General features: G+C 66.4%; 25 protein-coding genes and 2 tRNA genes. 13 read left to right on the top strand and 14 right to left on the bottom strand.

The features are described 5' to 3' along the window. Nucleotides 1-45 precede the first annotated feature (45 nt). From Q9235_RS16415 to Q9235_RS16405, 3 genes are all read right to left on the bottom strand, one after another. Nucleotides 46-1281, bottom strand: coding sequence for a TRAP transporter large permease (locus Q9235_RS16415; RefSeq protein ID WP_422678202.1), 1236 nt, complete (start codon nt 1279-1281; stop codon nt 46-48). Nucleotides 1282-1328: 47 nt separating this feature from the next. Next, nucleotides 1329-1913, bottom strand: coding sequence for a TRAP transporter small permease (locus Q9235_RS16410; RefSeq protein ID WP_306222862.1), 585 nt, complete (start codon nt 1911-1913; stop codon nt 1329-1331). Between the two features lie 98 nt (nt 1914-2011). After that, the gene (locus tag Q9235_RS16405; protein ID WP_306222861.1) at nt 2012-2824 is read right to left on the bottom strand and encodes an alpha/beta fold hydrolase; all 813 of its coding nucleotides are present in this window, start codon (nt 2822-2824) and stop codon (nt 2012-2014) included. Nucleotides 2825-2982: 158 nt separating this feature from the next. On the opposite strand from Q9235_RS16405, the gene Q9235_RS16400 reads away from it, so the two are divergent. After that, nucleotides 2983-3882 (top strand): LysR family transcriptional regulator, encoded by a 900-nt coding sequence (locus Q9235_RS16400; protein ID WP_306222860.1) that lies wholly within the window; start codon nt 2983-2985, stop codon nt 3880-3882. A gap of 698 nt (nt 3883-4580) precedes the next feature. Here the strand turns inward: Q9235_RS16400 and Q9235_RS16395 are convergent. Continuing rightward, nucleotides 4581-4665, bottom strand: a tRNA-Tyr gene (locus Q9235_RS16395). A gap of 170 nt (nt 4666-4835) precedes the next feature. Beyond that, nucleotides 4836-5393 carry an AAA family ATPase gene (locus Q9235_RS16390; RefSeq protein ID WP_306222859.1) on the bottom strand — a complete coding sequence of 186 codons (558 nt, stop codon included), beginning with the start codon at nt 5391-5393 and terminating at the stop codon, nt 4836-4838. A gap of 98 nt (nt 5394-5491) precedes the next feature. On the opposite strand from Q9235_RS16390, the gene rlmB reads away from it, so the two are divergent. From rlmB to Q9235_RS16375, 3 genes are all read left to right on the top strand, one after another. Next, nucleotides 5492-6289: a 23S rRNA (guanosine(2251)-2'-O)-methyltransferase RlmB gene (rlmB, locus tag Q9235_RS16385; protein WP_306222858.1), complete on the top strand. Its 798-nt coding sequence runs from the start codon at nt 5492-5494 to the stop codon at nt 6287-6289. A 446-nt stretch (nt 6290-6735) separates the two neighbouring features. Beyond that, on the top strand, nt 6736-8409 hold the full coding sequence (locus Q9235_RS16380; RefSeq protein WP_422678201.1) for an MFS transporter: 1674 nt from the start codon (nt 6736-6738) through the stop codon (nt 8407-8409). 189 nt (nt 8410-8598) lie between these two features. Further along, nucleotides 8599-8673: transfer RNA gene (locus Q9235_RS16375), tRNA-Thr, on the top strand. A gap of 71 nt (nt 8674-8744) precedes the next feature. Here the strand turns inward: Q9235_RS16375 and Q9235_RS16370 are convergent. Continuing rightward, nucleotides 8745-9233 (bottom strand): DUF3617 domain-containing protein, encoded by a 489-nt coding sequence (locus tag Q9235_RS16370; protein ID WP_306222857.1) that lies wholly within the window; start codon nt 9231-9233, stop codon nt 8745-8747. 183 nt (nt 9234-9416) lie between these two features. Here Q9235_RS16370 and Q9235_RS16365 point away from each other — a divergent pair, with 183 nt between their 5' ends. From Q9235_RS16365 to Q9235_RS16345, 5 genes are all read left to right on the top strand, one after another. Continuing rightward, a complete protein-coding gene (locus Q9235_RS16365; protein WP_306222855.1) occupies nt 9417-9704 on the top strand; it encodes a hypothetical protein in 288 nt (95 codons plus the stop codon). A 245-nt stretch (nt 9705-9949) separates the two neighbouring features. After that, nucleotides 9950-10306, top strand: a complete 357-nt coding sequence (locus tag Q9235_RS16360) for a hypothetical protein (RefSeq protein ID WP_306222854.1) — start codon at nt 9950-9952, stop codon at nt 10304-10306. 120 nt (nt 10307-10426) lie between these two features. After that, on the top strand, nt 10427-10849 hold the full coding sequence (locus tag Q9235_RS16355) for a hypothetical protein (protein WP_306222853.1): 423 nt from the start codon (nt 10427-10429) through the stop codon (nt 10847-10849). A 76-nt stretch (nt 10850-10925) separates the two neighbouring features. After that, the gene (locus tag Q9235_RS16350) at nt 10926-11909 is read left to right on the top strand and encodes an MBL fold metallo-hydrolase (protein ID WP_306222852.1); all 984 of its coding nucleotides are present in this window, start codon (nt 10926-10928) and stop codon (nt 11907-11909) included. A 151-nt stretch (nt 11910-12060) separates the two neighbouring features. Next, nucleotides 12061-12834 (top strand): NAD kinase, encoded by a 774-nt coding sequence (locus Q9235_RS16345; RefSeq protein ID WP_306222851.1) that lies wholly within the window; start codon nt 12061-12063, stop codon nt 12832-12834. Nucleotides 12835-12841: 7 nt separating this feature from the next. Here the strand turns inward: Q9235_RS16345 and Q9235_RS16340 are convergent, their stop codons facing one another. Together Q9235_RS16340 and Q9235_RS16335 are read right to left on the bottom strand one after the other, a co-directional pair. Beyond that, nucleotides 12842-14056 (bottom strand): DUF2336 domain-containing protein, encoded by a 1215-nt coding sequence (locus Q9235_RS16340; protein WP_306222849.1) that lies wholly within the window; start codon nt 14054-14056, stop codon nt 12842-12844. Beyond that, entirely contained in the window at nt 14053-15138 is a 1086-nt protein-coding gene (locus tag Q9235_RS16335) for a lytic transglycosylase domain-containing protein (protein ID WP_306222847.1), read from the bottom strand. Before Q9235_RS16335 ends, Q9235_RS16340 begins: the two co-directional genes overlap by 4 nt. 173 nt (nt 15139-15311) lie before the next feature. Here Q9235_RS16335 and Q9235_RS16330 point away from each other — a divergent pair, with 173 nt between their 5' ends. From Q9235_RS16330 to Q9235_RS16320, 3 genes are read left to right on the top strand one after another with little or no spacing between them, the layout of a single operon-like run. Continuing rightward, complete coding sequence (locus Q9235_RS16330; RefSeq protein WP_306222845.1) at nt 15312-15827, top strand: MaoC family dehydratase; 516 nt, start codon at nt 15312-15314, stop codon at nt 15825-15827. 3 nt (nt 15828-15830) lie between these two features. Next, nucleotides 15831-16709: an HpcH/HpaI aldolase/citrate lyase family protein gene (locus tag Q9235_RS16325; protein ID WP_306222844.1), complete on the top strand. Its 879-nt coding sequence runs from the start codon at nt 15831-15833 to the stop codon at nt 16707-16709. 19 nt (nt 16710-16728) lie between these two features. Further along, nucleotides 16729-16944, top strand: coding sequence for a heavy-metal-associated domain-containing protein (locus Q9235_RS16320; RefSeq protein ID WP_306222843.1), 216 nt, complete (start codon nt 16729-16731; stop codon nt 16942-16944). Between the two features lie 6 nt (nt 16945-16950). On the opposite strand, the gene Q9235_RS16315 is transcribed toward Q9235_RS16320, so the two are convergent. Then, entirely contained in the window at nt 16951-17556 is a 606-nt protein-coding gene (locus Q9235_RS16315) for a flavin reductase family protein (protein WP_306222842.1), read from the bottom strand. 4 nt (nt 17557-17560) lie between these two features. Continuing rightward, nucleotides 17561-18130, bottom strand: a complete 570-nt coding sequence (locus Q9235_RS16310) for a nitroreductase family protein (RefSeq protein WP_306222840.1) — start codon at nt 18128-18130, stop codon at nt 17561-17563. A gap of 157 nt (nt 18131-18287) precedes the next feature. On the opposite strand from Q9235_RS16310, the gene Q9235_RS16305 reads away from it, so the two are divergent. Continuing rightward, the gene (locus Q9235_RS16305; RefSeq protein ID WP_306222839.1) at nt 18288-19151 is read left to right on the top strand and encodes a hypothetical protein; all 864 of its coding nucleotides are present in this window, start codon (nt 18288-18290) and stop codon (nt 19149-19151) included. A 17-nt stretch (nt 19152-19168) separates the two neighbouring features. Here Q9235_RS16305 and Q9235_RS16300 read toward each other — a convergent pair whose 3' ends face one another. The 4 genes from Q9235_RS16300 to Q9235_RS16285 form a co-directional block, all read right to left on the bottom strand. Then, nucleotides 19169-19894: an SGNH/GDSL hydrolase family protein gene (locus tag Q9235_RS16300; RefSeq protein WP_306222838.1), complete on the bottom strand. Its 726-nt coding sequence runs from the start codon at nt 19892-19894 to the stop codon at nt 19169-19171. Nucleotides 19895-19917: 23 nt separating this feature from the next. Next, nucleotides 19918-21141, bottom strand: coding sequence for an OpgC family protein (locus Q9235_RS16295; protein WP_306222837.1), 1224 nt, complete (start codon nt 21139-21141; stop codon nt 19918-19920). Nucleotides 21142-21565: 424 nt separating this feature from the next. Beyond that, entirely contained in the window at nt 21566-22183 is a 618-nt protein-coding gene (locus tag Q9235_RS16290; protein WP_306222836.1) for a GDYXXLXY domain-containing protein, read from the bottom strand. Then, the gene (locus tag Q9235_RS16285; protein ID WP_306222835.1) at nt 22183-23472 is read right to left on the bottom strand and encodes a DUF2157 domain-containing protein; all 1290 of its coding nucleotides are present in this window, start codon (nt 23470-23472) and stop codon (nt 22183-22185) included. The genes Q9235_RS16290 and Q9235_RS16285 overlap by 1 nt, the downstream gene beginning before the upstream one ends. Between the last annotated feature and the right edge of the window lie 151 nt (nt 23473-23623).

Below are 23623 nucleotides of genomic sequence, written 5' to 3'. Positions count from 1 at the left end.
ATCCACCATATCTTCCTCCCGCTGCGCCTTGTTTGATTGGAACGGTCAGGACCGGACGACCTCCGGCAGCCACGTCGTCAGGCCAGGGACGAACACCATCAGCAGGACGACGAGCACGAGCCAGAAGACGAATGGCAGGATCGCCAGCGACAGCCGCTCGACCGAGATGTTCATGAGGCTCGCCGTCATGAACAGGATCACGCCGGCGGGCGGATGGACGATGCCGACCATCGAGGCGACCACGAAGATCAGTCCGAACTGAACGTCGGGAACGCCGTACTGCGCGGCGATCGGCGCCAGGAGCGGCGCAACCGCCACCATGATCGGCACGGCATCCATCACCATGCCGAGCACCAGCAACGCGGCGACGACCAGCAGCAGGAAGACCGTCGGGCTGTCAGTGAACGCGGTAAGCAGGTCCGCGAGCGTTTGCGTGACGCCCTCGAAGGTGAAAAGCCACGAGATCAGTGCGCCCGTCGCAAGCAGCATCCCTACGACCGAGCTGATCATCGCGCTGTAGACGACGGCATCGTAGATGTCGCGAAATCGAAGACGCGGCTTGGACAGGAAGCCGATGAGCAGCGTGTAGACCACGCCTACCCCCGCCGACTCCGTGACGGTGAAAATACCCAGCACGATGCCGCCCACGATGATCACGGGCAGGAGCAGCAACGGAACGACCGCGATGGTTTGACGTACCAATTCGCGAAACGGCGGGCGCTCCGTGACCGTTCCGTATCCATGGCGGCGCGTCGTGTACCAGGTCATCACCATGAAGCCGGCCGTGAACAGCAGGCCGGGGATGATCGCCGCGATAAAGAGCGAGCCCACCGAGACGTTGCCGACCGACATCGCATAGATGATCATCGCCAGGCTCGGCGGAATGATCGGCCCGATGACCGCAGTCGCCGCCGTGAGCGCCGCGCTGTACATCACCGGATAGCCGGCACGCACCATCAGCTGGATCTGTACCCGCCCCGTGCTGGCGATGTCCGAGACCGCGGTGCCGCCGGCACCGGCGAAGACCAGCGACTGCAGGACGTTGAGATACGCCATGCCTCCCCGCCAGCGCCCCAGCAGCATCTGGAGCCACACGACCATGCGCGGCAGCATGCCTGCGCGATCGGCGAGTATGCCGAGCATTGTGAACAGAGGAATTGCGAGAAGTGGAAAGGAGCCCAGCGAGGAGTAGAATCTTCGCGTCAGGATGGTCGGCTCCATCCCCTCCCAGAAGAGCATGAAGGTGGAGGTGGCGAAACCCATGCCGAAGGCGACCGGCATGCCGATCAGCAGGGTCAGCAGGAAAAGAATTCCGACGACTGGCAGCATCATGGAGCGGCGCGCTCCGATGGTGCGAAACGGTCCAGCAGCATCAGGACGAGCTGATGGTAGATCAGCAGCGTGAAGCCCACCGGCATGGCGAGGAAGGCCCAGAACAGGCTGAGATTCAGCGCCGGGTCGTTCTGACGGGCCGCTGGCCCGAGCGAGACGACGCCGCTCCACAGCATCTGGGCGAAAAAGCCGAGCGCGACGAGTTGGGCGACGACTCGAACGACGCGATAGGTCCGGAATGGCAGGCTCTTCGCGACCAGTTCGAAACCGACATGGCTGCCTTGCCGCAGGGCGAGCCCGGCGCCGAGCAGGAAGAACCACAAGAGCAGGAACTTGGCGGCAGCACTGACGAAAAGCGATGAGGCGCCAAAGGCGTAGCGCGCGACCACGTCATAGGCGATCAAGAGGGTGAACAGCACGCCAGCCCCTACGAGCACCACCTCCGTCGCCTTGATGAGCGCGCGATCCATGCTGCGCAGCGCGGCAGGCAAAAGCGCGAGCTGCTCCTGAACCTGCATGTTCCAGGTCCGCTCTTCAGCTCCCCATGCCTCTGCGGTGCCGTCCTGGCTGTTATCCCCCATGCCCTCTCCCGGCGATCGCCGGCCTTCTTTTCGTTACTTCGACCCTCGATGACCCGCCGCAGCGCCTTATCCGGCCAAGAGGTCCACCACTTCGCCCCTCACGGCGCATGCGCGAGCAGAAAGTCGCGCGTGCGATTCATGGCGGCGTCCCGATACCCCTCGCCTTTCCAGGGAGCGATGACCTCCGCCTTCGTCAGCCGTTCGAGATCGGCCGACACGGAAGCCGGGTGCATGGTGTCGTCGCCTGGCATGAGAAGAGACGGCACGCCGCAGCGCCCCGTGAACTCGCGCGTCACGCTGAAGATGAAGTCGGTCGCGAACATGTTCCGGGCTGCGGCTTGCAGCAGCGCCGGCTCGACTCCCGGCCGCTGTACCAGCTTCTCCATCCATTGCCGGACCTCGTCATCGACCGCGTCGCGGTTGGTGTCGGACAGACCGATGGGATTTTGCAGGACCTGCGCCGATACCGTTCCAGGGGCGGCTTGTTCGAGCGCCAGCGCAAACGAGACGCCGATACAGCCCCCCATGACGTGACAACGGTCGACGCCGAGATGCTTCAGCAAGCGGAGATGATCGGCCGTATAGGATGCCCACCCATAGTCGGGACCGACCTCGGCCCAGGACGCCCCGGCATTGCGAACATCGAGGGCAATAACTCGGAAATGCGGCTCGAGCACCGGGATGGGGTCGCGCCAGGCTTGCGGCACGCCGGGCTTGGCGGGATTGGATCGCCAGCGTTCGATCCGGGAGCTCAGGAAGCCCGGCGCGAACAGTAGGACGGGATAACCGTCTTCCCTACCGGAAAGCTCGTAATGGAGCTCCCCCTCATCGATCGGTATCCTGGCCATCGTGCCTGCACTCCCCGACACCGGCGCTCGCGCGCCTTGCGTCGATCCTCCACGCGCGGGCATCGGCCGTGAGAAGTCCGATCCCGCTACAGGCGCATCGTTCACGGAGCCCGGATGTCTATGACCGAGAACCGTGCTTCGCCGTTGGGACCATCGATAACAGCTTGAAAGCCGCTTAAAAAATCGATTGTTTATGGGACTTATGATAACCTGAGACTATCATGAGCATTACCCTTTCGCAGGTCCGCGCGTTCGAGCGCGTCGCCCGTCTCGGCAGCTTCCACGCCGCTGCGAAACATGTCGGCATCACGCAACCGAGCATCTCCCAACGCATAAAGGATCTGGAGCACACCCTCGGCGTCGAGCTCTTCATCCGCAACGGGCCGCGCGTTTCACTGAGCTCAGACGGCCATGCGCTGCTGGAACACGCCGACCGGCTGCTAGAGAATGCGGACGATATGATCATGCGCTTCAAGCGCCGTGACCCGTTGCTCGGGCTCCTGCGCATCGGAGTCAACGAGAGCTTCGGCCTGGTGTGCCTGACCGACCTGATGCGCAGGCTCGAACGGCATTACCCGAAACTGAAGACATCCGTCATCGTCGGCGACACCAGCAAGGTCAGCGGCCTGCTGAACGATCACCAGCTCGACCTCGCCGTCATCTCGGAGGCTGGCGTCGCGAGCCATGTCCATCGCGTGCCGGTCGGCCGGAACGAGCTCGCCTGGATGGCAAGCGGCGATATAGAACTCCCGTCCGGGCCGTTGACGCCGGCCCAGATCGCGGCGCACCACCTCATCGTCAGCCCACAGACCGCGCGCCTCCACACCACCATGACAAACTGGTTCGCGCGCGCTGGCGTCGTTCCCGAGCGGGTCAGCACCTGCGACAGCTTATCGGTCACGATATTGATGATCCGGAGCGGCTTCGCGATCGGCCTCGTCCCGGTCCGCGTGGTGGCCGACGAACTTGCACAGGGCAGGATGGTGACCATCCCCGTCACGCCGACCATAGGAGCGCACGAGGTCTCGCTCTGCTACCAGATCGCACAACTGGGGCCGAATCTACAGGCGATCGTCGATCTGACCAGGGAGCTGATTGTTCATCACCAGCTTTTCAAGTAGCGGGTCTGGCGAGATCCGAGGAGCGCTTCCGATACCATAAAAGCACGGCCGAACGGCTCGCTGAACAGCATGCCTGTCTTCGAACGGCACGGTCTACCGCTATTACAAGTGCGCCTCAGCCATCAACAATGGCGCCGGTACGTGCAAGCTTAAGGCTATCTCTCGCGACGCCGCCGAAAACCGGGTGATGAGCGAACTCGTCGCATGGTTCATGACTCCTGATGGGATTGCCGGAATTCTGGCCGCCCTGCACCAACGTAGAGCTTCGAAACAGGAACGGTCCATCGCCGCATCGCCCAACTGCAGCACGAGGCCGTCGAAGCGGAGAAGGCGCTCCAGAATCTCTACCTTGCAATCGAATCCGGCATTCTCGATGCCGCCGAGCCCCCGCTCCAAGGCCGCGTGAAGGACATCCGGAAGAAGCGGGATAACGCTCAGGACGCGTTTAAGCGCGCCCGGGTCAATTTCGTCGACCAGTCCATGTTCGATGCGCAGGTCGTGGAAAAGTTTCAGCAGGCTCTGATCGAGCGGCTCTCCAATGGATCGGTCGAGGGCCGCAAAGTCTGGCTCAGTGCAATCGTCGGCGCCATCATCGTCGAACCCGGAAAATCCGCGTTATCGGCAAAAACGGCAATTTTGAAAGTAACTTGCGAAGCCAAGCCGCCGGTCGCGTCCCGGTTCGCAGTTCTGATCGGAAGTGGTGGGGGAAGCAGGACTCGAACCTGCGAAGGCATAGCCAGCGGATTTACAGTCCGCCCCCTTTGCCGCTCGGGACATTCCCCCGCCTGCGCCCTTGATCGGCTCTGTGAGCCCAGGGCCACCGATATGTCACTTTCGCGACGACCGGTAGGCGCGGCCGGACTTATGGTGACCGGGCCGCGCCCTGTCAACGGCAAAAAGACCGATGATGCGAATTCGTTGTGAAGGCGCCACGAGCCATCCCGGAAAACCGCTCACTTCGAGGCGCGCAACCGGTCGAGCAAAAAGCTGACCCGCTCGGCGACGCTCGCACGGGGCAGTTCGACGAGCGCATAGCCGTAGCGGGGATAGGTTGCAGCCATCGCCGCATAGGTGCGCCCCGCCTCGGCGAAATCCTGCTTGCGCTCGGCGTCCTGGCTGAAGATCTCGCGCCAGGGCGGCGCGATGAAGACCATGCGGTTGTAGCGCAACGACTGGGCCGCCCGCTCGACATGTTCGGGAATCGGCAAGCCGCAGAGCGCCAGATATCCCGCGATATCAGGAATGCCGCGGTCGAAAAAGACGCGTTCCCCCGCCGCAGCGGCCTCGGCATGGCCGTGCATGTCGGCCGCCAGCATCAGCCCGGCGAACAGGGCGGGATCGACCCAGGGCAGTCCCCTGCCGCCGATCGCCTGCTGGTCGCGGATGATCGCGCGCCCGGCCTCGGGCCGCACTGCATGGCCGCCCGCCGCCAGCGCCTCGATCAGGCTCGTCTTGCCCGCTCCCGGCCCCCCGGTGATCACGATCAATCGGTCGGTCTCGTCTGGCATCATGCGTCCTTTCCGCGTGGATGTGTTGGCTAAAGGCCGGTTCGCGCTGGCCAAGCGCGTCGCGCCGTGGCACGGCAATCCGGCAATCACTGGAGAGAGCGATGGCTCCGCCGTTCCGCCCGAAACATGCCAGGCCCGCTGGGGGCAGACAGGGCGCCCGCCGTAGCGACGGTCCGCCACCGCACCGGCCGGGCGATATCGACGAGGCCGTGCTCTACGGCGTGCATCCGGTCGTCGAGGCGCTGAAGAATCCGCAGCGCCGCCACAGGCGCCTGCTCGCCACCGAGAATGGCCTGCGCCGCCTGCAGGAGCAAATCGATCCTTTGCCGCTCCAGGCCGAGATCGTACGCCCCTCCGAGATCGACCGCCTGCTGACACCTGATTCGGTGCATCAGGGCCTCTACCTCGTCTGCGATCCCCTGCCCTCGCCCGATCTCGACAGCCTGCCGGACGACGCCGTCGTGCTCGCGCTCGACCAGATCACCGATCCGCACAATGTCGGCGCCATCCTGCGTTCGGCCGCCGCCTTTGCCGCGGCAGCGGTGATCGTCACGATCCGCCATTCCCCGGCCGCGACCGGGGTGCTCGCCAAATCCGCCTCGGGCGCGCTGGAGCATGTGCCGCTGATCGCCGTGCGCAATCTCGGCGACGCCCTGGAGACGCTGGGCAAGCGCGGCTTCCTGCGCGTCGGCTTCGATTCGGATGGCGATGTCGCCCTCGATGACGTCGCGTTGCGCCGCCCGCTGGTGATGGTGATGGGCGCCGAGGGCAAGGGCCTGCGCCAGCGCTCGCGCGAGCTCTGCGACCATGTCGCGCGGCTCGAGGTGCCCGGCACGATCACCAGCCTCAACGTCTCGAACGCCACCGCGATCGCGCTCTACGCGGCCAGCCGCCGCTGAGCGTATCCGCCACGGAGCGGCGGAGATAGACGATCATTCGCCCTCCCCGAGCGCGGTCTCATCCCGTCTCGGTGCAGCGCGCAGCGATGCGCCGCAGACACGTGATCGTGCAACGAGAAGGCGCCTTTTCCTGCGGACGATCCCGCATCTGCGCAGCAGCACGACGTGCCGCAGCACGTGCGGGATGACACCCTCTGCCGACACGCTGCCAGTACGCCACCACCCGCGTAGCGGCTCTTCACCGATAGTCTCATAGACGAACGGTGCAAGACCAAGTGCCTGATTGCCCCTGCGACAATCCGCGCGCAATCCTTTGAAGCGAGCTGGAATGACGGGACTCACCCGCCATCCGGCCGCGCGGCCACCGTCATTCAGAACGCGAACCGCGCGAAACGAGGTTGCCGGGCCACCCCGGCTTCAGGGCTTCTACAGGGGAGATAAGCGCCATGAGCATGGCATCGCAAGCATCGGGGACGAGGGCCGCGCCCCGCCCGATGACCAAGGAGGAACGGAAGGTCATTCTGGCCTCGTCGCTCGGCACGGTGTTCGAGTGGTACGACTTCTATCTCTACGGTTCACTCGCCGTCATGATCGGCGCGCACTTCTTCTCAGCGTTCGACGCCAACACCCGCGCGATCTTCGCGCTGCTGGCCTTCGCCGCAGGCTTCCTCGTCCGCCCGTTCGGCGCGCTCTTCTTCGGCCGGCTCGGTGACCTCATCGGCCGCAAATACACCTTCCTGGTCACGATCGTGATCATGGGCGCCTCGACCTTCCTGGTCGGCCTGCTGCCCAGCTACAACTCCATCGGCTGGATCGCCCCGGTCATCCTGATCGTGCTGCGCATGCTCCAGGGCCTCGCGCTCGGCGGCGAGTACGGCGGCGCGGCGGTCTATGTCGCCGAGCACGCTCCCGTCGGCCGTCGCGGCTTCTACACCTCGTGGATCCAGACCACGGCGACGCTCGGCCTCTTGCTGTCGCTCATCGTCATCCTGGTCATCCGCGTCAACATGGGCGAGGCCGAGTTCGCAGCCTGGGGCTGGCGCATTCCCTTCCTGCTCTCGATCTTCCTGCTCGGCATCTCGGTCTGGATTCGTCTCCAGATGCAGGAATCGCCGGCCTTCAAGAAGATGAAGGAAGAGGGCACCGGCTCGAAGGCGCCGCTCTCCGAGGCCTTTGGCCAGTGGAAGAACGCCAAGATCGCTCTGATCGCCCTGTTCGGCCTGACCATGGGCCAGGCGGTCGTCTGGTATACCGGCCAGTTCTACGCGTTGTTCTTCATCCAGAGCATCCTCAAGGTCGATCTCTACTCGGCGAACGTGCTGATCGCCTGGGCGCTGATCATCGGCACGGGCGGCTTCATCTTCTTCGGCTCGCTCTCGGACAGGATCGGCCGCAAGCCGATCATCCTGGCCGGCTGCCTGATCGCCGCGCTGACCTACTTCCCGCTGTTCGGCGCGCTGACCAAGGCGGCAAACCCCGGCCTCGCTGCTGCCCATGACAACGTCAAGGTGCAGGTCGTCGCCGATCCCGCCACCTGCGGCTCGGTCTTCGATCCGGTCGGCGTGCGCACCTTCACCCAGCCTTGCGACATCGCCCGCCGCACGTTGGCGACGCAGGCCATCGTCTACACCCAGACTCCGGCCCCGGCGGGCACCGCCGCCAAGGTCGTGGTCAACGGCAAGGACGTCGCCATCGACGCCAGCTTCGCTGCGAACATCGCCAAGGAAGCCATCGCCGCCGGCTACCCGGCTGCCGGCGACGCTCGCATCGTCAAGACCGGCTTCTTCGGCGCGCTCTTCGGCGGCCAGTCGCTGACGGTGATCGCGATCCTGACGGTGCTGATCATCTACGTCACGATGGTCTACGGACCGATCGCGGCGGCGCTGGTCGAGCTCTTCCCGACCCGCATCCGCTACACCGGCATGTCGCTGCCCTACCATATCGGCAACGGCTGGTTCGGTGGCCTGCTGCCCGCCACCTCCTTCGCCATGGTGGCCGGCACGGGCGACATCTTCTACGGTCTCTGGTACCCGATCGTCTTTGCCCTCGCGACCTTCGTGATCGGCTTGCTGCTGGTGCCCGAGACCAAGGATCGCGACATCATGACCTACGAGAACTGAGCTGAAGCAGCCAGTCTGACGAACGAGCCCCGGCCTCACGGCCGGGGCTTTTTCATGGAACGGAGACATGTCTATTTCATGCAGCCGAGATGCTTGCCCTCGCCGCCATCGGCTGGTAACCGCTAACCGCATCGTCGGAGGACCTTCCGCCCGACGACTGCCCCCGGCCGCGAGGCCGGGTGCGATGGCGCCGGCGTAGCACAGCGGTAGTGCAGCGGTTTTGTAAACCGAAGGTCGGGAGTTCGATCCTCTCCGCCGGCACCACGTCCATCGGGAGCCTCCACGCCCGCGCGACCGGCTCTTCCCGATATCGTCCTATCCGTCCCTGGCCGCGCTTACGGCGCAGGCTTCGCCGGAGGCATCGAGATCACCTTTCCGTCCGGCATGATGATGTCGCCCGGCTTCTGGCCGGGCGCGCAGTCGCCGAGGCGCTTCGCCTCGACCACGAGCTTGCGCTCCACCGGCGCGGGCTGACCGGGCATGCCGCTGATCTTGGTCGTGCCCTCGGTGCGGACGGAGGTCTGGAAATCGCCGGTGATGACGCTGTTGCCGGAAGCCTTGATCTGGCCGATCGTGCATTCCGTCTCCACCGCGTAGCCCGTGGCGGTCTTGGTCACCAGCATCTTCGAGCAGGCGCCGGCGGCCAGGCCACCGACGATCGACTGATCGGTACCGGGACCGACGCATTGCTTGGCGGTGGTTTCGCCCTCGTTACCCGTCGATTTGGTTTCCCATAGTCCTGGCTTGCGCTGGGGCATTTGCTGCTGTGCCGCCACAGGCAGCGCGACGAGGGTGCCGAGCACGGCGATCAACGCGAATTTCATGGACGGATCTCTCCAGGGTGAATCGGCGCGGGCCAAAACAAGACGGGCGCCAAGGCCAGAATGAGGCGGCGCCATGCACACCCAGTGGCGGGATCACACCGAAACCGCCTTGACAGACGGGCCTCTCCGGGAACGTTTGACGAGCCGAACAGTTACCTGTTTTGCCAAGCTCCGGAGGCTTCCATGAAAGCCATTGTCATCGCACTTGCCCTTCTGCTCCCGGCGGGAATCGCAGCCGCGCAAACACGCCCCTCGACCGTTTCGCGCCCCTGCGCAGCAAGCCAGCGCGATGTCCAGGTCAACGGTGCCATTGTTCTCGGAACCGGCGGCTACACCTATGACCGCTTCGTGCGCGATCGCAGCTTCTGTCTGGTGAATGAAGTAACCGACCCGGCCTTCGCGCCAAGCGCCGACACCCAAGCGTGCTTCGTCGGCTATCGCTGCAAGAGCAAGATGCGGTTCGACGATTGAGATAGCCGCCGGGCGGAACCTCGCGCCCTGCGCCACGTTTCTTCGTGGGGCGAAACCCCGGTTCATCCAGGGAGGTTCGCGTGCGTCGCTTTCTTCTCGTCACGGCTTCCGTCGCGCCGCTGCTTTTGGCCAGCGGTCTCGTTTTGCCCAGCGGTCTTGCGGCATCGGCCCAACCCCATTTTGGGGGCGCCGGCTTCAGGCATGGCGGCTTCCCTGCCCGCGGCATCGGCATGAGGCCGCACGGAATGCGGCCGGCATTCCCAGCCTATCGCCAGAATATCCGTGCCGGATGGCATGGCAGCGGCTGGGGCTGGCGCCGCGCCGGCCATTATCCCTATCGCGGATATCGCGGCGGTTATCCCTACTGGGGCACGGGTCTGGCTGCGGCAGCGACACTCGGAGCGATCGCGACCTATCCGGCCTACCCCGTCTATCCCACCTACCCGGTCTATCCGGCCTATGAGGCTGTGCCGGCCGCCGAAGGCGGGCAATGCAGCACGCCGGTGAAGACCTGCACGCTCTATGAGCCAGCGCCGCTGGGGATAGGCTGCTCCTGCCGCGTGCCGGGCGGCCATGCCCGCGGGGTGGTCGTCGGCCCTTGAGGCAAGCGCCGGCCGGTCTCGTCATTCCATGACTGGCCGGCAGCCGCGATCATCGGTAGAAGTCGCAGCTTGCGATGCCGGCATCGCCTCGCACGGATCTCTCTCTTTTTACGGACCCGAATGGACGACCGGTCTCACCTTCTGACGCTCGCAGCCCGATGCGAGGCTTCCAGCAAGCCCAATCGCGAGCTCGATGCCGATATCTACGAGGCTTTGGGCTTCGTCGTCCGGCGCAAGCCGGCTCAGCTGGTCAACCGCCGCACGCCGGCCGGCGGCATCTACCAGCATGGCTCCTTCTGGAAGACGCTCGGCACCGTCAGCGCGGATATCGATATCGCCGTGTCGCTGCTGCGGCAGAAGGCCCCCGGCTGGAACTGGAGCCTGCAATGTCTCGCGAACGAGGAGAGCCTGGCCTTCCAGGCGCTCGTCGCCGACTGCTCCGGCCAGGGCGTCATGGGTTCGCTCGCCCTCTGCGCCGCGATGCTGCGCGCGCTGGCGCGGCGCGAGCCGGCCGCACCGGAATCGGGCCTCACGGAAACTTGACCTTCCGGCAAGCCCTTGCGGTTGAAAGCAGGATGGCCGTCGCTAGTCTGCCAATCACCCGAGGGGAGACCAGACCATGCAGGACACAGAATTCTCGCGCCGTGCGGCCCTTGTCGGCGCCGGCGCGCTCGTTGCCGCTGCGACATTCGATCTGCCCGACATCAGCAAGGCCCAGGCACAAGGAGTTCCCGTGAACCAGGCTCCCGGTTTTTACCGCTACAAGGTCGGCGACATCACGCTGACCGCGATCAACGACGGCTTCGGCAAGCGCCCGCTCGAAGGCTTCGTCCGCAATGCCGAGCTCGCCGACGTCAAGAAAGCGATGGAGCAGGCCTTCCTGCCGCAGGATGCGCTCAACATCACCTTCACCACGCTGGCAATCCAGCAGGGCGGCAAGCTCACCCTGATCGACACCGGCAACGGCGATTCGGGCGCCCCGACCTCCGGCACCTGGATGGCGAATTTCAAAGCGGCCGGCCTCGACCCGAAGGATGTCTCCAGCGTCGTCTTCAGCCATTTCCACGGCGACCATATCAACGGCTTCCGGCTAAAGGACGGCACCGCCGTGTTCCCCAATGCCGAGGTGATGGTGCCGGCGGCCGAATGGGCCTTCTGGATGGACGACGCCAAGATGAACGCCGCGCCCGATGGCATGAAGGGCGCCTTCGCCGGCGTGCGCCGCGTCTTCGGCCCCGTGGCCAAGGATGTGAAGCAGTTCGAGCCGGGCAAGGAGCTCCTGCCCGGCCTGACGCCGATCGCCGCCCCCGGCCATACGCCCGGCCATACGGTCTTCGCGCTCAGCTCCGGCAACGGCAAGTTGATGATCATGTCCGACACGACCAATCATCCCGCCCTGTTCGTGCGCAATCCCGACTGGTCGGCGGTCTTCGACATGGACGGCCCCCAGGCGGCGGCGACGCGGCGCAAGCTGCTCGACATGGTCTCGGCCGAGCGCATGCAGGTTGCTTTCTATCACGCCCCGTTCCCCGCGACCGGGCACATCGCCAAGAGCGGCAACGGCTTCGAGATGGTGCCGGTGCAGTGGAGCACGGCGCTCTGAGCGCCATCTCCCCGTCGGCTCGCATCGAGGCCGGGCGAAAGCCCGGCCTTTTCGTCGACCGGGCTTTATCGTGGCCGCAGGGTCGCCGCCCGCCATTCGATCGTGTTAAGCCTGCCCCGGATACCGTAGGGCCTGCCGTCCAGGACACGCTATGACCGAACGATTCGGCGCGATCTCCTTCGTCGCCAGCGACACTCCTGAAGCGCAGGCGGCGCTCGACAAGCTGGTCGAGCGCTATGGCAATGCCGTTCCGGCCGAGGCCGATGTCGTGGTCGCGCTCGGCGGCGACGGTCTGATGCTGCAGACGCTCCACCGCTTCCTGGGCACCGGCAAGCCGATCTACGGCATGAATCGCGGCTCGGTCGGCTTCCTGATGAACGAGTTCAAGGAGCGCGGCCTGACGAAGCGGCTCGATGCGGCCCAGCGCAGCATCGTGCATCCGCTCTCGATGCAGGCGACCGACCGCAACGGAGCCACAGTGCAGGCCAAGGCGATCAACGAGGTCTCATTGCTGCGCCGCTCCTACCAGGCGGCGAAGCTGCGCATCTCCGTCGACGGCCAGGTGCGCCTGTCCGAATTGATCGCCGACGGCCTGCTGCTGGCGACGCCGGCCGGTTCCACCGCCTATAATCTTTCGGCCAACGGCCCGATCCTGCCGCTCGACGCGCCGCTGCTGGCGCTGACGCCGATCTCGGCCTTCCGGCCGCGACGCTGGCGCGGCGCGCTGCTGCCGGACCATGCCAAGGTCTTCATCGAGGTCCTGGAAGCCGAGAAGCGTCCGGTCAGCGCCGTTGCCGATCACACGCAGATCGACGAGGTCAGCTCCGTCGCGATCGAGATCGACCGCGATGTCGATCTCGTCATGCTGCATGATCCCGGCCACAGCCTCGACGAGCGCATCCTGCGCGAGCAGTTCGGGTATTAAGAACCGACTAGGCCGCGTCGCGCAGATCGCTCTCGGCGAGCTCGATCAGGAAGGACGGATCGGCCTCGACCAGCAGCGCGAGCGCGGCATCGTCCGCCAGCGAATCCGCCAGGCTGCGCGCTTCCTCGCGGGCGGCTTCCGCATCCATCCGGCGCAGCATGCCCATCAAACCGTCAGCCTCAGGCCCTTCCGATCGCTCGCAAGCGATCAGCACGGCACGCAACAGGCCGCGGTCGAGGCCGGTGTCGGTTCCACCGCGGTCGAAGCCGCGCGCATTGAGGGCGAGGATGGCGGCGGAGAAGGCCGGCTCCAGCGAAGCCGGCAGCCCGGCCTTGCGACAGAGCGCCTTGAGCCCCGCGCCGCGCTTGTCGCGCAACAGGGCCGCGACGCGCTCTTCCGGCAGGCCGGACAGCGCGACGAAGGCAGCCTCGGCCAGGGCCGGCTCGCCGCTGAGCAGCGAACGCAGCATCAACCCCGAGGTCAGGCGCCCGGTCACCCTGAGCACCTCGACGATCGCCGGCGCATCGCTGGCTTCGCCGCCGGCGGCAAGCGCAACCGCGACCCGCTCGGTCGATTCACGCGCGAGCCGCGCGCTGCGCTCCGGCGTCAGCCAGCCGCAACCCGCGACGAAATTCGCCAACGTGTCGGAGACCTTGGCCGCGATGGCTTGCCTCAGACCGCCCGGCAGGTCGGCGCGCTCGAGCAGGGCCTCGCGCAGGGCGCCGCTGTCGCCATGGCGCTCGATCATGCGTTCGAGCGAGAAATCGGGGATCTCGGCCGTGCGGTTGCCGGCGAGCGTAACGAGCGCCTCCGCGCAGCCGACTTCGGCGAGCGCGGCACAGACGCCGAGCGGCAGGCAGCGGCGCATGGCGATGGCCTTCTGGGCGAGCGTATCGCCGATCGCGGCGGCATCGACCAGATCGGCCTCGGTCAGGACCGGCGAATGCGCCAGGACGAGCGCGGCGACCTCGCTCTGGTCGGCGATCAGGCTGAGAGCGAGATTGCGCGGCGTGCGCATCGACGGCGCCATCTCCTCGGCGATCGCCCGGCGCACCAATGGCGAGGGGTCATCGATCAAGGCCATCAGGGCCGTCTCGGCCTCGTGCCGGTCCTCATCGGACATGCCGGAGCCGAGATAGGACGCCGCCAGACTGGCGGCACCGCTCGCGCGGGCCTCCGCCGGTGCGGTCCGGGCCCAGAGCAGAAAGCGCCGAACGATCATGCCCCGCTCCGCTGGATCATGAAGGAAGACAGGTCGAGCGGCCCGCTGCGGCGCTTGGCCGCTGGCTGCGAGGTCGCAACATCAGGCACCGACAGATCGCTCGGCCGCGATGGCGGCAGCGGCGCATTGACCGCCTTGGCCGCGGCCCCGACGGATGCCGCGCCTGCGACCTGATTGGCATCCGACATCGTGGTTTCGGTTTGTCCGGAGCGCGGGAAATAGCGTTCGCCGCCCTCGAGCGAGGCCATGCGCGTGCCGCCGCGCGGCGGTGTCGTCCAGAGATTGGCGACGGCCTTCGAGACCGGATCGCGCGAGCCGCCGGTCGAGAACAGGCCGACAAGCCCCTTGGCGCGCTCCGGCCGCAGCGCCGCAGCGATCTCCGCGACCGGGATATCGCCCTGCCCGGCTTGCCCGGATTGCGCGTTCTGCGCCACATTGGCTGCGACCTGCGTGCTGGCATGGCTCGCCGCCAGCACGCCATAGACCTCCTGCACGCTGCGCGCGCGGCCGGCCTTGTCGTAGAAGATGCCGCGGTTGGCGGCAGCCGCCTCCGGGAAATCCCGCGCCGCGACACGGCTTGGATCGCTCGCAGCCGCGCGGATCAGGTCGGAAGCGCCGCGCGCCCCGAGCACATGTGCCATATAGAGCTCGCCGGCCTGCGGCTGGCGGCCGAGGCTGCCAGCGAGCTGGTCGCGATTCTTCTGGGTGAGCGCGCCGGCCATCACGGCCGCGACCTGCGGATCGTTGCGCAATTGCAGGATCTTCTCGCGCGCCGCCGGATCGGCGACGCTGAGGCGCCCGCCATTCTCGGTGATCGCGTCGGCATATTGCGAGAGGCCTTGCTTCGGCCCCTCCTGCTTGACCATGGCGAGCCAGGTCTGCTCGATGAACTGGAACAGCCCCGTGGCGCTCGATGTGCTCGCCTTGGCCGTCGGCTCCAGCGAGGATTCGCGCTGCGCCGTCTTGAGCAGATAGTCGAACCCCGCCCCCGTCCGCTCTGCGCCCTGGCGGATGGCGCTGACGACCGGGTTCGCTGGCTGCGTTTCGCGGCTCTGGCTCTGCGGCGTGGTGAAGAGGAACATCGAGACCTTCGGCGACGGCCCCACGCGCATTGCGAGGGCCTTGTCCGAAATTGCCTCCATTATGGTAAGCGAACCGTTAAGACCGGCTCACGCCGAAGGCCGCCCGCGCTTTCCGCTTCCCTCCCAAGAGGCGGCCCTTTACGACTTCTGGTTCCGGCTCGGCAGCCGGCCTGATGAAGACGGAGGCGTCGATGGCGGAACTGGTGCGTCACAAGCGTGGCGGAATCTATTTCGAGGATTTCCAGGTCGGCGCGGTCATCGAGCACGGCCTGACCCGCACCGTCACGCAGATGGACAACATGCTGTTCTCCAACATGACGCTGAACCCGCAACCCCTTCATATCGATGCGCATTTCTGTGCGACCGAGACCGAGTGGGGCAAGCCGCTGATGAACTCGCTGTTCACGCTCGGCCTGATGATCGGCATCTCCGTCAACGACACCACGGTCGGCACCACCATCGGCAATCTCGGCATGACCGACGTGCTCTTCCCCGCCCCGCTCTTCGAGGGCGACACGGTCAACTGCACCAGCGAGATCGCCGCCAAGCGCGAGTCGCGCTCACGGCCCGATGCCGGCATCGTCGAGTTCGTACACAAGGCCTACAAGCAGGATGGCACGCTGGTCGCCCAGTGCCGCCGCCAGGCGTTCATGCGCAAGCGCCCGGCTCCCGACACCGTCGCGGTCTGATCCATGCGTTCGCTCCTGTTCGTGCCGGGCGACAGCCCGAAGAAGCAGCAGAAGGGCCTGGAGTGCGGCGCTGATGCGCTGATCCTCGACCTTGAGGATTCCGTCGCGCTCGATGCCAAGCCGCAGGCGCGCGAGATCACCCGCGCCTTCATCGAATCCGCCCGCGCCCTGCCGAAACGCCCGCTGCTGATCGTGCGCATCAACGGCCTGACAACCGGGATGAGCGATGCCGATCTCGACGCGGTCATGCCGGGCGCGCCCGACGCGATCATGCTGCCCAAATCCGAGGGCGGCACCGATGTCGGCCATCTCGCCGCCAAGATCGCGGTGCGTGAGGCCGAGGCCGACCTGCCCGATGGCATGACGCGAATCCTGCCGATCACCACCGAGAACGCCAAGGGCATCTTCGGGCTCGGCAGCTACAGCCGCTCCTCGCATCGCCTGATGGCGCTGACCTGGGGCGCGGAAGACCTCTCGGCCGATCTCGGCGCCGAGACCAACCGGCTGGAGGACGGCTCCTATGCCGATCCCTACCGCCTCGCCCGCGCGCTCACCCTGTTCGGCGCGACGACGGCGCAGGTCGACGCGATCGACACGGTCTTCACCAATTTCCGCGACGATGCCGCTTTCCGCGCCGAGTGCCTCGCCTCACGCCGCGACGGCTTCACCGGCAAGATGGCGATCCACCCGGCGCAGGTCGCTCCGATCAACGAGATTTTCGCGCCCTCGCCGGCGGCGCTCGCCAAGGCCCGGCAGATCATCGCCCTGTTCGAGGCCAATCCCGGTGCCGGCGTGATCGGGCTCGATGGCGAAATGCTGGATCGTCCCCATATGATCAAGGCACAGCGGCTCGTCGCGCGAGCTCGCAAACTGGCTGAATGAACGGCCGGAGGCGATTCGAATGACTCAGGTTTTCGAGGTTTCAGGCATGCATTGCGGCGGCTGCGCCTCGCGCGTCCAGCGCGCCGCGACGGCGCTCGCGCCCGGCACTACGGTGACGCTCGATCCGCCGCGCCTCATCCTGCCGGCCGGCGTGAGCCTCGATGCCGAGGCGATCGACAAGGCGCTGGCGGAATTCGGCGATTACAGCGCCGTGGGCCCCTTGCCGCAGGGTTGAGAACCCCTACCCGCCCGGCGGGCGCGTGATCGAGAACAGACTCGTCACCTCGGCATAATCGGCATAGCCGCAGCGCGCGATCGGGTTGGCGCCGGCCGTGTCGAAGCGCCCGTCCTTGACATAGGCGTCGTCGACGAAGGTTCCGACGACCTGCCCCAGTACCATCCAGCGTGGCACGGCGTTGCCGTCGAGGTCCTGCAATTGCTGGATCGAGAGCAGCTTGCATTCGAGCGCGGCCGGCGTGCCCGCGACGCGCGGCGGCTTGACGAAACGCGACGCCGCCATCTCCAGCCCGGCATGGGCGTACTCGCTCTCGCCACGCGGCAATGGCGCGGAGGTCAGGTTCATCGGATGCGCCAGCGCCTTGGTCACCAGCGAGCAGGTGAACTCGCCGGTCTCCTCGATGAAGGCGACGGCGTCCTTCTTGTTCTCCGAGGAGAACATCACGATGTTCGGCCGCGACGAGATCGCGTTGAAGAAGCTGTAGGGCGAGAGATTGACCTCGCCCCTGGCGCTCAGCGCCGTGATCCAGCCGATCGGCCGCGGCGCGACGATCGCCTTGAACGGATCATGCGCGAAGCCGAGATCGTCCTTCGTAGCCGAATAGATCATCGCGTCAGGTCCCGTAATAGCTGACGATATCGGTCATCACCGGCCGGTCGCGATCGGTGATTGGCGCGGTCGGGGTGCCCAGATGGACGAAGCCGGCCATCCTCTCGTCATCCGCCAAGCCGAAGGCGCTCAGCACCTGCCGGTCGAACGAGAACCAGTTGGTCAGCCAGGAGCCGGCATAGCCCATGGCATAGGCGGCGACGAGCATGTTCATGCAGACCGCGCCGGCCGAAAGCTCCTGCTCCCAGAGCGGGATCTTGGCATGCTCCCGCGCCCGCGAGACCACGGCGACGATGACGGGGGCATGCAGCAGGCGCTTGCGCTCGAATTCGACCTGGTCCTCGCTCGCCTGCGGATTCTTCTCGCGGAAGATGCGTGCAACGATCTCGGCCGCCTCCTCGCGGGCCGCGCCCTTGAAGACGATGAAGCGCCAGGGCGCGAGCTTGCCGTGGTCGGGCACGCGCGCGGCGATGGCGAGGAGTTCGTCGAGCTGGGCGCCATCGGGACCGGGCGCGGTGAGGAACTGCGGCGGCACGGAGCGACGCAGCTTGAGCAGAGAGAGCGTATCGGTCATGAAACATCCGGACAGTGGCTTTGGAATTGACCTATTCCTTCGCCATGATGAGGACAAGCGGAGCTGCTCATACATCGCCGCAGAGCCGCCGAGGACGAAAAGCATGCTTGAATTGGAGGGGTTTAAAGCTCGCGGCTTTGTCGCAGTGGCATTCGCCATGGCCGTCCTGCTTGCGCCGGACCTCGCCGGTGCCCAGGCTGTCGATCCCGGCCCGGGAGCGGACGCTCCACCCCCTGCCCCCATGCAGGGCCAGCCGGTCGCGCCGAACGGATTGGCGCGGCTCTCCGTCTCCGCCCAGTTCGCCGCCGACCGCAAGCCGATCCGCTCCGGGTTGAACTGGCGCGTCCTCAGCGAAACCGCCGACGGCGCCTCGCCGCGGATCGTCGCGCGTTCCTCGGAGCCGGAGCCGGCCTTCTCGCTGCCGGCGGGCAACTACATCATCCATGCCGGCTATGGCTTCGCCAGCGGCACCAAGCGCGTCAGCCTCGGCCAGCAAGGTTTGCGGGATCAGGTCCAGATCAGCGCCGGGGCGCTCTCGCTGGCGGGCTCGATCGGCGATGCGCCGATCCCGGCTCCGCTGCTCTCCTTCTCGGTCTTCGTGCCCCTGCAGGGCAACTCCGAAGGCCGCCTGATCACCAGTGGCGCCAAGGCGGGCGAGGTCATCCGCCTGCCGGAGGGCACGTATCACGTCGTCTCGACCTACGGCGATTCCAACGCGATCCAGCGCGCCGACGTGAAGGTCGAGACCGGCAAGGTCACGGATGCGACGCTGCATCACCGCGCTGCCAAGGTGACCCTGAAGCTCGTCGCCAATACCGGCGGCGAAGCCTTCGCCGGCACCGCCTTCAGCGTGCTGACGCCAGGCGGCGACGTCATCCGCGAGGCGATCGGCGCCTTCCCGCAAGTCATCCTGGCGGAAGGCGACTATGTCCTGATCGCCCGGCAGGAGGGACAGGTCTATTCCCGCGACTTCAAGGTCGAGTCAGGCAGCGACCGCGATATCGAGGTTTTGGCGAAGTAGCGGCGGGTTGACCGCCCTCAGTTCGTCGGCCTTGCACCCTTACCGGCCGTCTCGATCCTGACGGGCCCGATCCCGGCGACGATCCCGTCAGCCAGCCGCAGCGCCAGGCAGCGATAGCCGGCATCGACGAGATGCAGACCATCCATGCCCACAAGCTCCTCCGGCGTGAACTGGCGCGAATTCGACCAGCCCTTCATCATCGCATAGCGCGGGAACAGCGAGATGCCCTGGTCCTGCGCCGTCTTCGTCAGCACGGCGCGGTAATCGTCGTAATGCGGATAGCGCCCTTCGCGCGGCAGCCAGGGCAGGTCCATCAGAATCATCTCGATCCCCGCCCCGCGGGCCTTGCCGACCCCCTTGCGCAGGATCTTGCCGAGCTTGTCCTCCCCGATATCGCGGATGGCGTCGTTGATGACGGTCTGCCAGATCACGATCGCCGGCTTCTCGTCGATGACATCGGCCTGCATGCGCAGCAGCATGTCATAGGCCGACTGGCCACCGACACCCTTGTTGACGACCCTGACCTCGGCACCCGGCAGGCGCCGGCGCAGTTCGGCCTGCAGGACGGACGGATAGCTCTTGTCGTCGGCGCTGGCGCCTGAGCCGGCCGTGGCCGAGGAGCCCAACGCCACGACGGTCAGGCGGCCGGTTTCCTGGAGCGCCTTGCGCGCGGCCGGCAAACTCGGCTGGAAGGCAGCCTTGGCCGCTTCTGCGCGGCAGCGGGTATCGGGCGGCGGCGGCATCGGCGCCCCGCTCGCTTCCGAATTCAGCGCGAGGAGAAGGACGGCCGCGGCGGCGCGCCACGGGCCGGGGCAGACTCGGCGCTTGCGCCGCGTTTCGTGATCGAACGGTACCACGACAGGAAAATCCCTAACCCTGTCAGAATTGTAGCGCCACCAGCGCATATCAGCAACTGAACGCCCAGATCGAAGGATGTTTCCGCGAGCAGTATCTGTCCGATGATCGACAGCACGATGCCCACGCAGAAGACATGGAGCGAATTCTGCCCGGCATGGGCGAGCATGCGGCCAGGCGCGGCCTTCGCCAGCGCGGTGCCGGCCGGCAGCCAGCGGATCGCCAGCCAGGCCAGCGCGGCGATATGCAGGATGCGGGTCCAGGCCAGATTGGTCTTGTCCGAGCCAAGCTGAACGGAATCGAACCAGTCGTTCAGCGAGACGATACCGGTCGGATTGCCGCTCGAGGTCTTCACCACCCAGGCGAAGATGATGAAGGCGACGGCCGCGAGATCGAGCCAGATCAGGCGCGGCGCGCGGATGCCGAACTGCGTCGCCCGGCCGATAACGACGCCGAGCGTGAAGACCACCTGCCAGGCGAACGGATTGAAGAACCAGACGCCCGCGCTGCCGTTGGGCAGGTTGAGCTCGAAGGCGAGCGCCGCCTGCCAGATCGCCAGCGAACAAGCCAGCGTCAGCAGCGGGCTCAGGCGCGCCGCGTAGTAGATCACCGGAAACAGCGCGAGCAGCACGATATAGAGCGGCAGGATATCGAGATAGGACGGCTGGTAGGTCAGCGTCAGCGCGCCGATCAGCGCCTCGACCGTGTCGCGGAAGAAGGGCTGGATATTGATGGCCTCGATATAGAGCGGGTTCTGCGTCCGGGTCACCGCCGTGGCGACGACGCCGCAGACGATGATGAACACCGCGAGATGGGCGATGTAGAGCGTCCAGAGCCGCGCGCCGAGCTTCAACCCTGCGACCGCGAAGCCGCGCTGCTCGATCAGCCCGCCATAGGCCAGCGTCGCCGAGACGCCGGCCAGCAGCACGAAGATGTCGGCTGCATCCGAGAAACCGAAATTATGCGGCATATAGGCCGAGACCACGTTCCCCGGCATGTGGTTGATGAAGATGATCAGCAGGGCGATCCCACGGATCACGTCGATCCGCGCATCCCGCCCCGGCGCGGCCAGCACCGCGTCCACGGCCGGTCGGCCGAGAAGCAGGAAGCGCCTGAAGGAAGAATGGGAGGACACGGGACGCAAGTCCTTCAGCAGGCCGGAATTCAGGGTCGAAACGCTGGTGGGCCGATGCATGTTCCCGGCTCGCCGCTCTCAAGATGAACGTTCGTTGTCGAACCTGTTCATCTGCCGTTCATATAACTCCTGAGGATTCGCGTCACGCGGCGTGTTGTCACAAGCGCGTGTGGCGGATCATCAGCGGCTTTGCGGCAGGGTTGAGACGAAGCGGCGCCGACACGGCAATGTGATGCCGAGTGCCTCCCGGGCCCAATGAGGCTCAAGGAAAACACGCGAGTCATCCCGGGCTTGAACCGGGATTCATGCCGGAGCGCTTCTGATGAAGGTTCAGGCATGGATCCCGGATCTCCGCTTCGCTGCGTCCGGGATGGCTCGCGCTTTCAAGAGGTCGCAGCGCGGCGGCGCCAGCGGCCGGCGTGCCTCAATAGGGCGGTTCGGCGTAGACCGGCTTGCCGTCGATCAGTAAGCGCTTGATCGCGGCCTCTCCGGAGGGCGAAACGGCGGCCACGACCTCGATCCGGGCCTTGTCGGTCGTCTCGATCGCCTTGCCCTCGCCCTGCGGCACGAAATAGCTCTCCAGCCCATAGGCGATGCGCAGGCGGTTGCGCCGGCCGCTGCAATCGACATCACCGTTCGCATTGGTGGCGCAGGCCGAGGTCGCGGTGACGCGCCCGGCGATCACGACAGTGCCGTCGCCGGCCTTCGGCCAGTCGCGCGTGACGCCGGTCGCCTTGGCGAAGCCCTGCTCGTCGCGGCCGAGGCTGACATAGACCCGCTCGCCGCGCTCGAACTCGGCCTTGCCGGCGGCATCGGTCTCCACCGTGCTGATCGGATAGCTCAGCACGACGTAATCGCCACGGAAGAGATCGCGCGGATCGACCGGCACACTCCGCAGCCGGATCTCGGTGCCGCCCCGCAGGATGCGCGCCCGCTGCTCGACCAGCGCGAGCAGGACGAGCCCCAGCAGCAGCGCGGTTGCGAGCGCGCGCCAGGGCAACGGCACCTTCGCAACGAGGCTATCGGCCGAAAGCGCGCGCATCAGGCGGCTTCCTTCTCAGGCGGGTTGAGACGGGCGAAGAGGCGCCGGGCGCCGGACGCGATCGCCAGCAGGGTCGCGCCCGCGACCAGGAAAAACAGCGACTGGTCGAGCAATGTACCGATCGTCTGCCAGAGCAGGATCAGGATCGCCACGCCGAACAGGACAGAGCCCGCCAGTACCAGCCGCCGGATACCGCCGACAGAACCGGCCACCAACAGCGCCGTCGCAGCCAGCAGAACGAGGCTCGCGACGATGATCTTGCCGGCCATGGCCGTGACGATGCCGGTCCAGAACACGGCAGGCACCAGCAATGCGAAGGCGAGCCCGGCGGCCAGCGGCCAGGCGAAGCGCCGCTCCTTCGCGAAGCCCGCCAGGCAGGCGACGACCGGAAGCGCGATGGCATAGGCCAGGAAGACGAAGCGGAAGGCGTGACCTGCCCGCGCCTCATCGCGATCGAGGATGCGGATCAACTCCGTGTTCAGCACGAGAACCAGCCCGAGCAGCCCCCATGGCAGGCAGGCGGTCAGCACCGACGGCAGCCCCCGGTCGAGCGCCAGCGCGCCCAGCGCCACATAGAACACGGCGAGCGCCAGCCCATAGGCCAGGAGTCCGTAGTCGAAACGGTCGAACAGGCCGTAGCCCGGCGCCATCGCGAGCCAGGCCGCAGCCGCCAGCACGACGAGATGATGGACCAGCCGGTTGTCGCGCGACAGCGAGAGCCACAGCGCCGGCAGATAGAGGATGAAGAAGCCGAGATGGGCGCCGCTGCGCGCCTCCTCCCAGCGCCCGCCGCTCCAGGCGCAGATCGCGATCAGCGCGATCGCCAGCGCGCCGTTCGAGCGCATCAGGACGGCGGCGATCAGGCCGCCGAGCGCGACCAGCAGGGCCCCGCCCGGCCAGTCCGCGGGGAGATGGTACATCTGCCCGACCAGTGCCAAGCCTGCACCGAAGATCAGCACGCCGCAGGTCACGGCGGCATCGGCGCCGCGCGGCGAACCTTGCCGCTCCAGCCGGAAGGCATAGGCGATAAAGATAGCGATCGCCGCGAGGATCATGCCGAGCTTGACGAGGCGCGGGATGGCCTCCCAGCCCGCCGCCACGAAGGCGGCGACACTCGCCGCAATCAGCAGACCGCCGAGCAGGCCGATTACGGCCGGCAGGCGGATGCCGCCCTGCTCGCGCGCGACCGAGCGCCGGATCGCGCCGGCATTTTCGGCGCTGAGCCAGCCCTCTGCGACCCAGCGGGGAAGATCGGCTTCGAGCCGCTTGCGATAGGAGCCTGTCAGCATTGCCGGCAATCTGCCACGGCAGGGCCGGGATTCGCTAGGGGCGAGCAAAAAACGGCTGTCATTCCGGGGCTTCGCGAAGCGAAGAACCCGGAACCCACGGCTGGGTGAAACATCCGATACCCGTCACGAGCAGTTCACCCGGTCGTGGGTT

Source organism: Bosea beijingensis (assembly GCF_030758975.1).
Taxonomy (GTDB): domain Bacteria; phylum Pseudomonadota; class Alphaproteobacteria; order Rhizobiales; family Beijerinckiaceae; genus Allobosea; species Allobosea beijingensis.
Note: the sequence above shows the minus strand (reverse complement) of the source record. Positions and strands in the feature narration are given on the sequence as shown.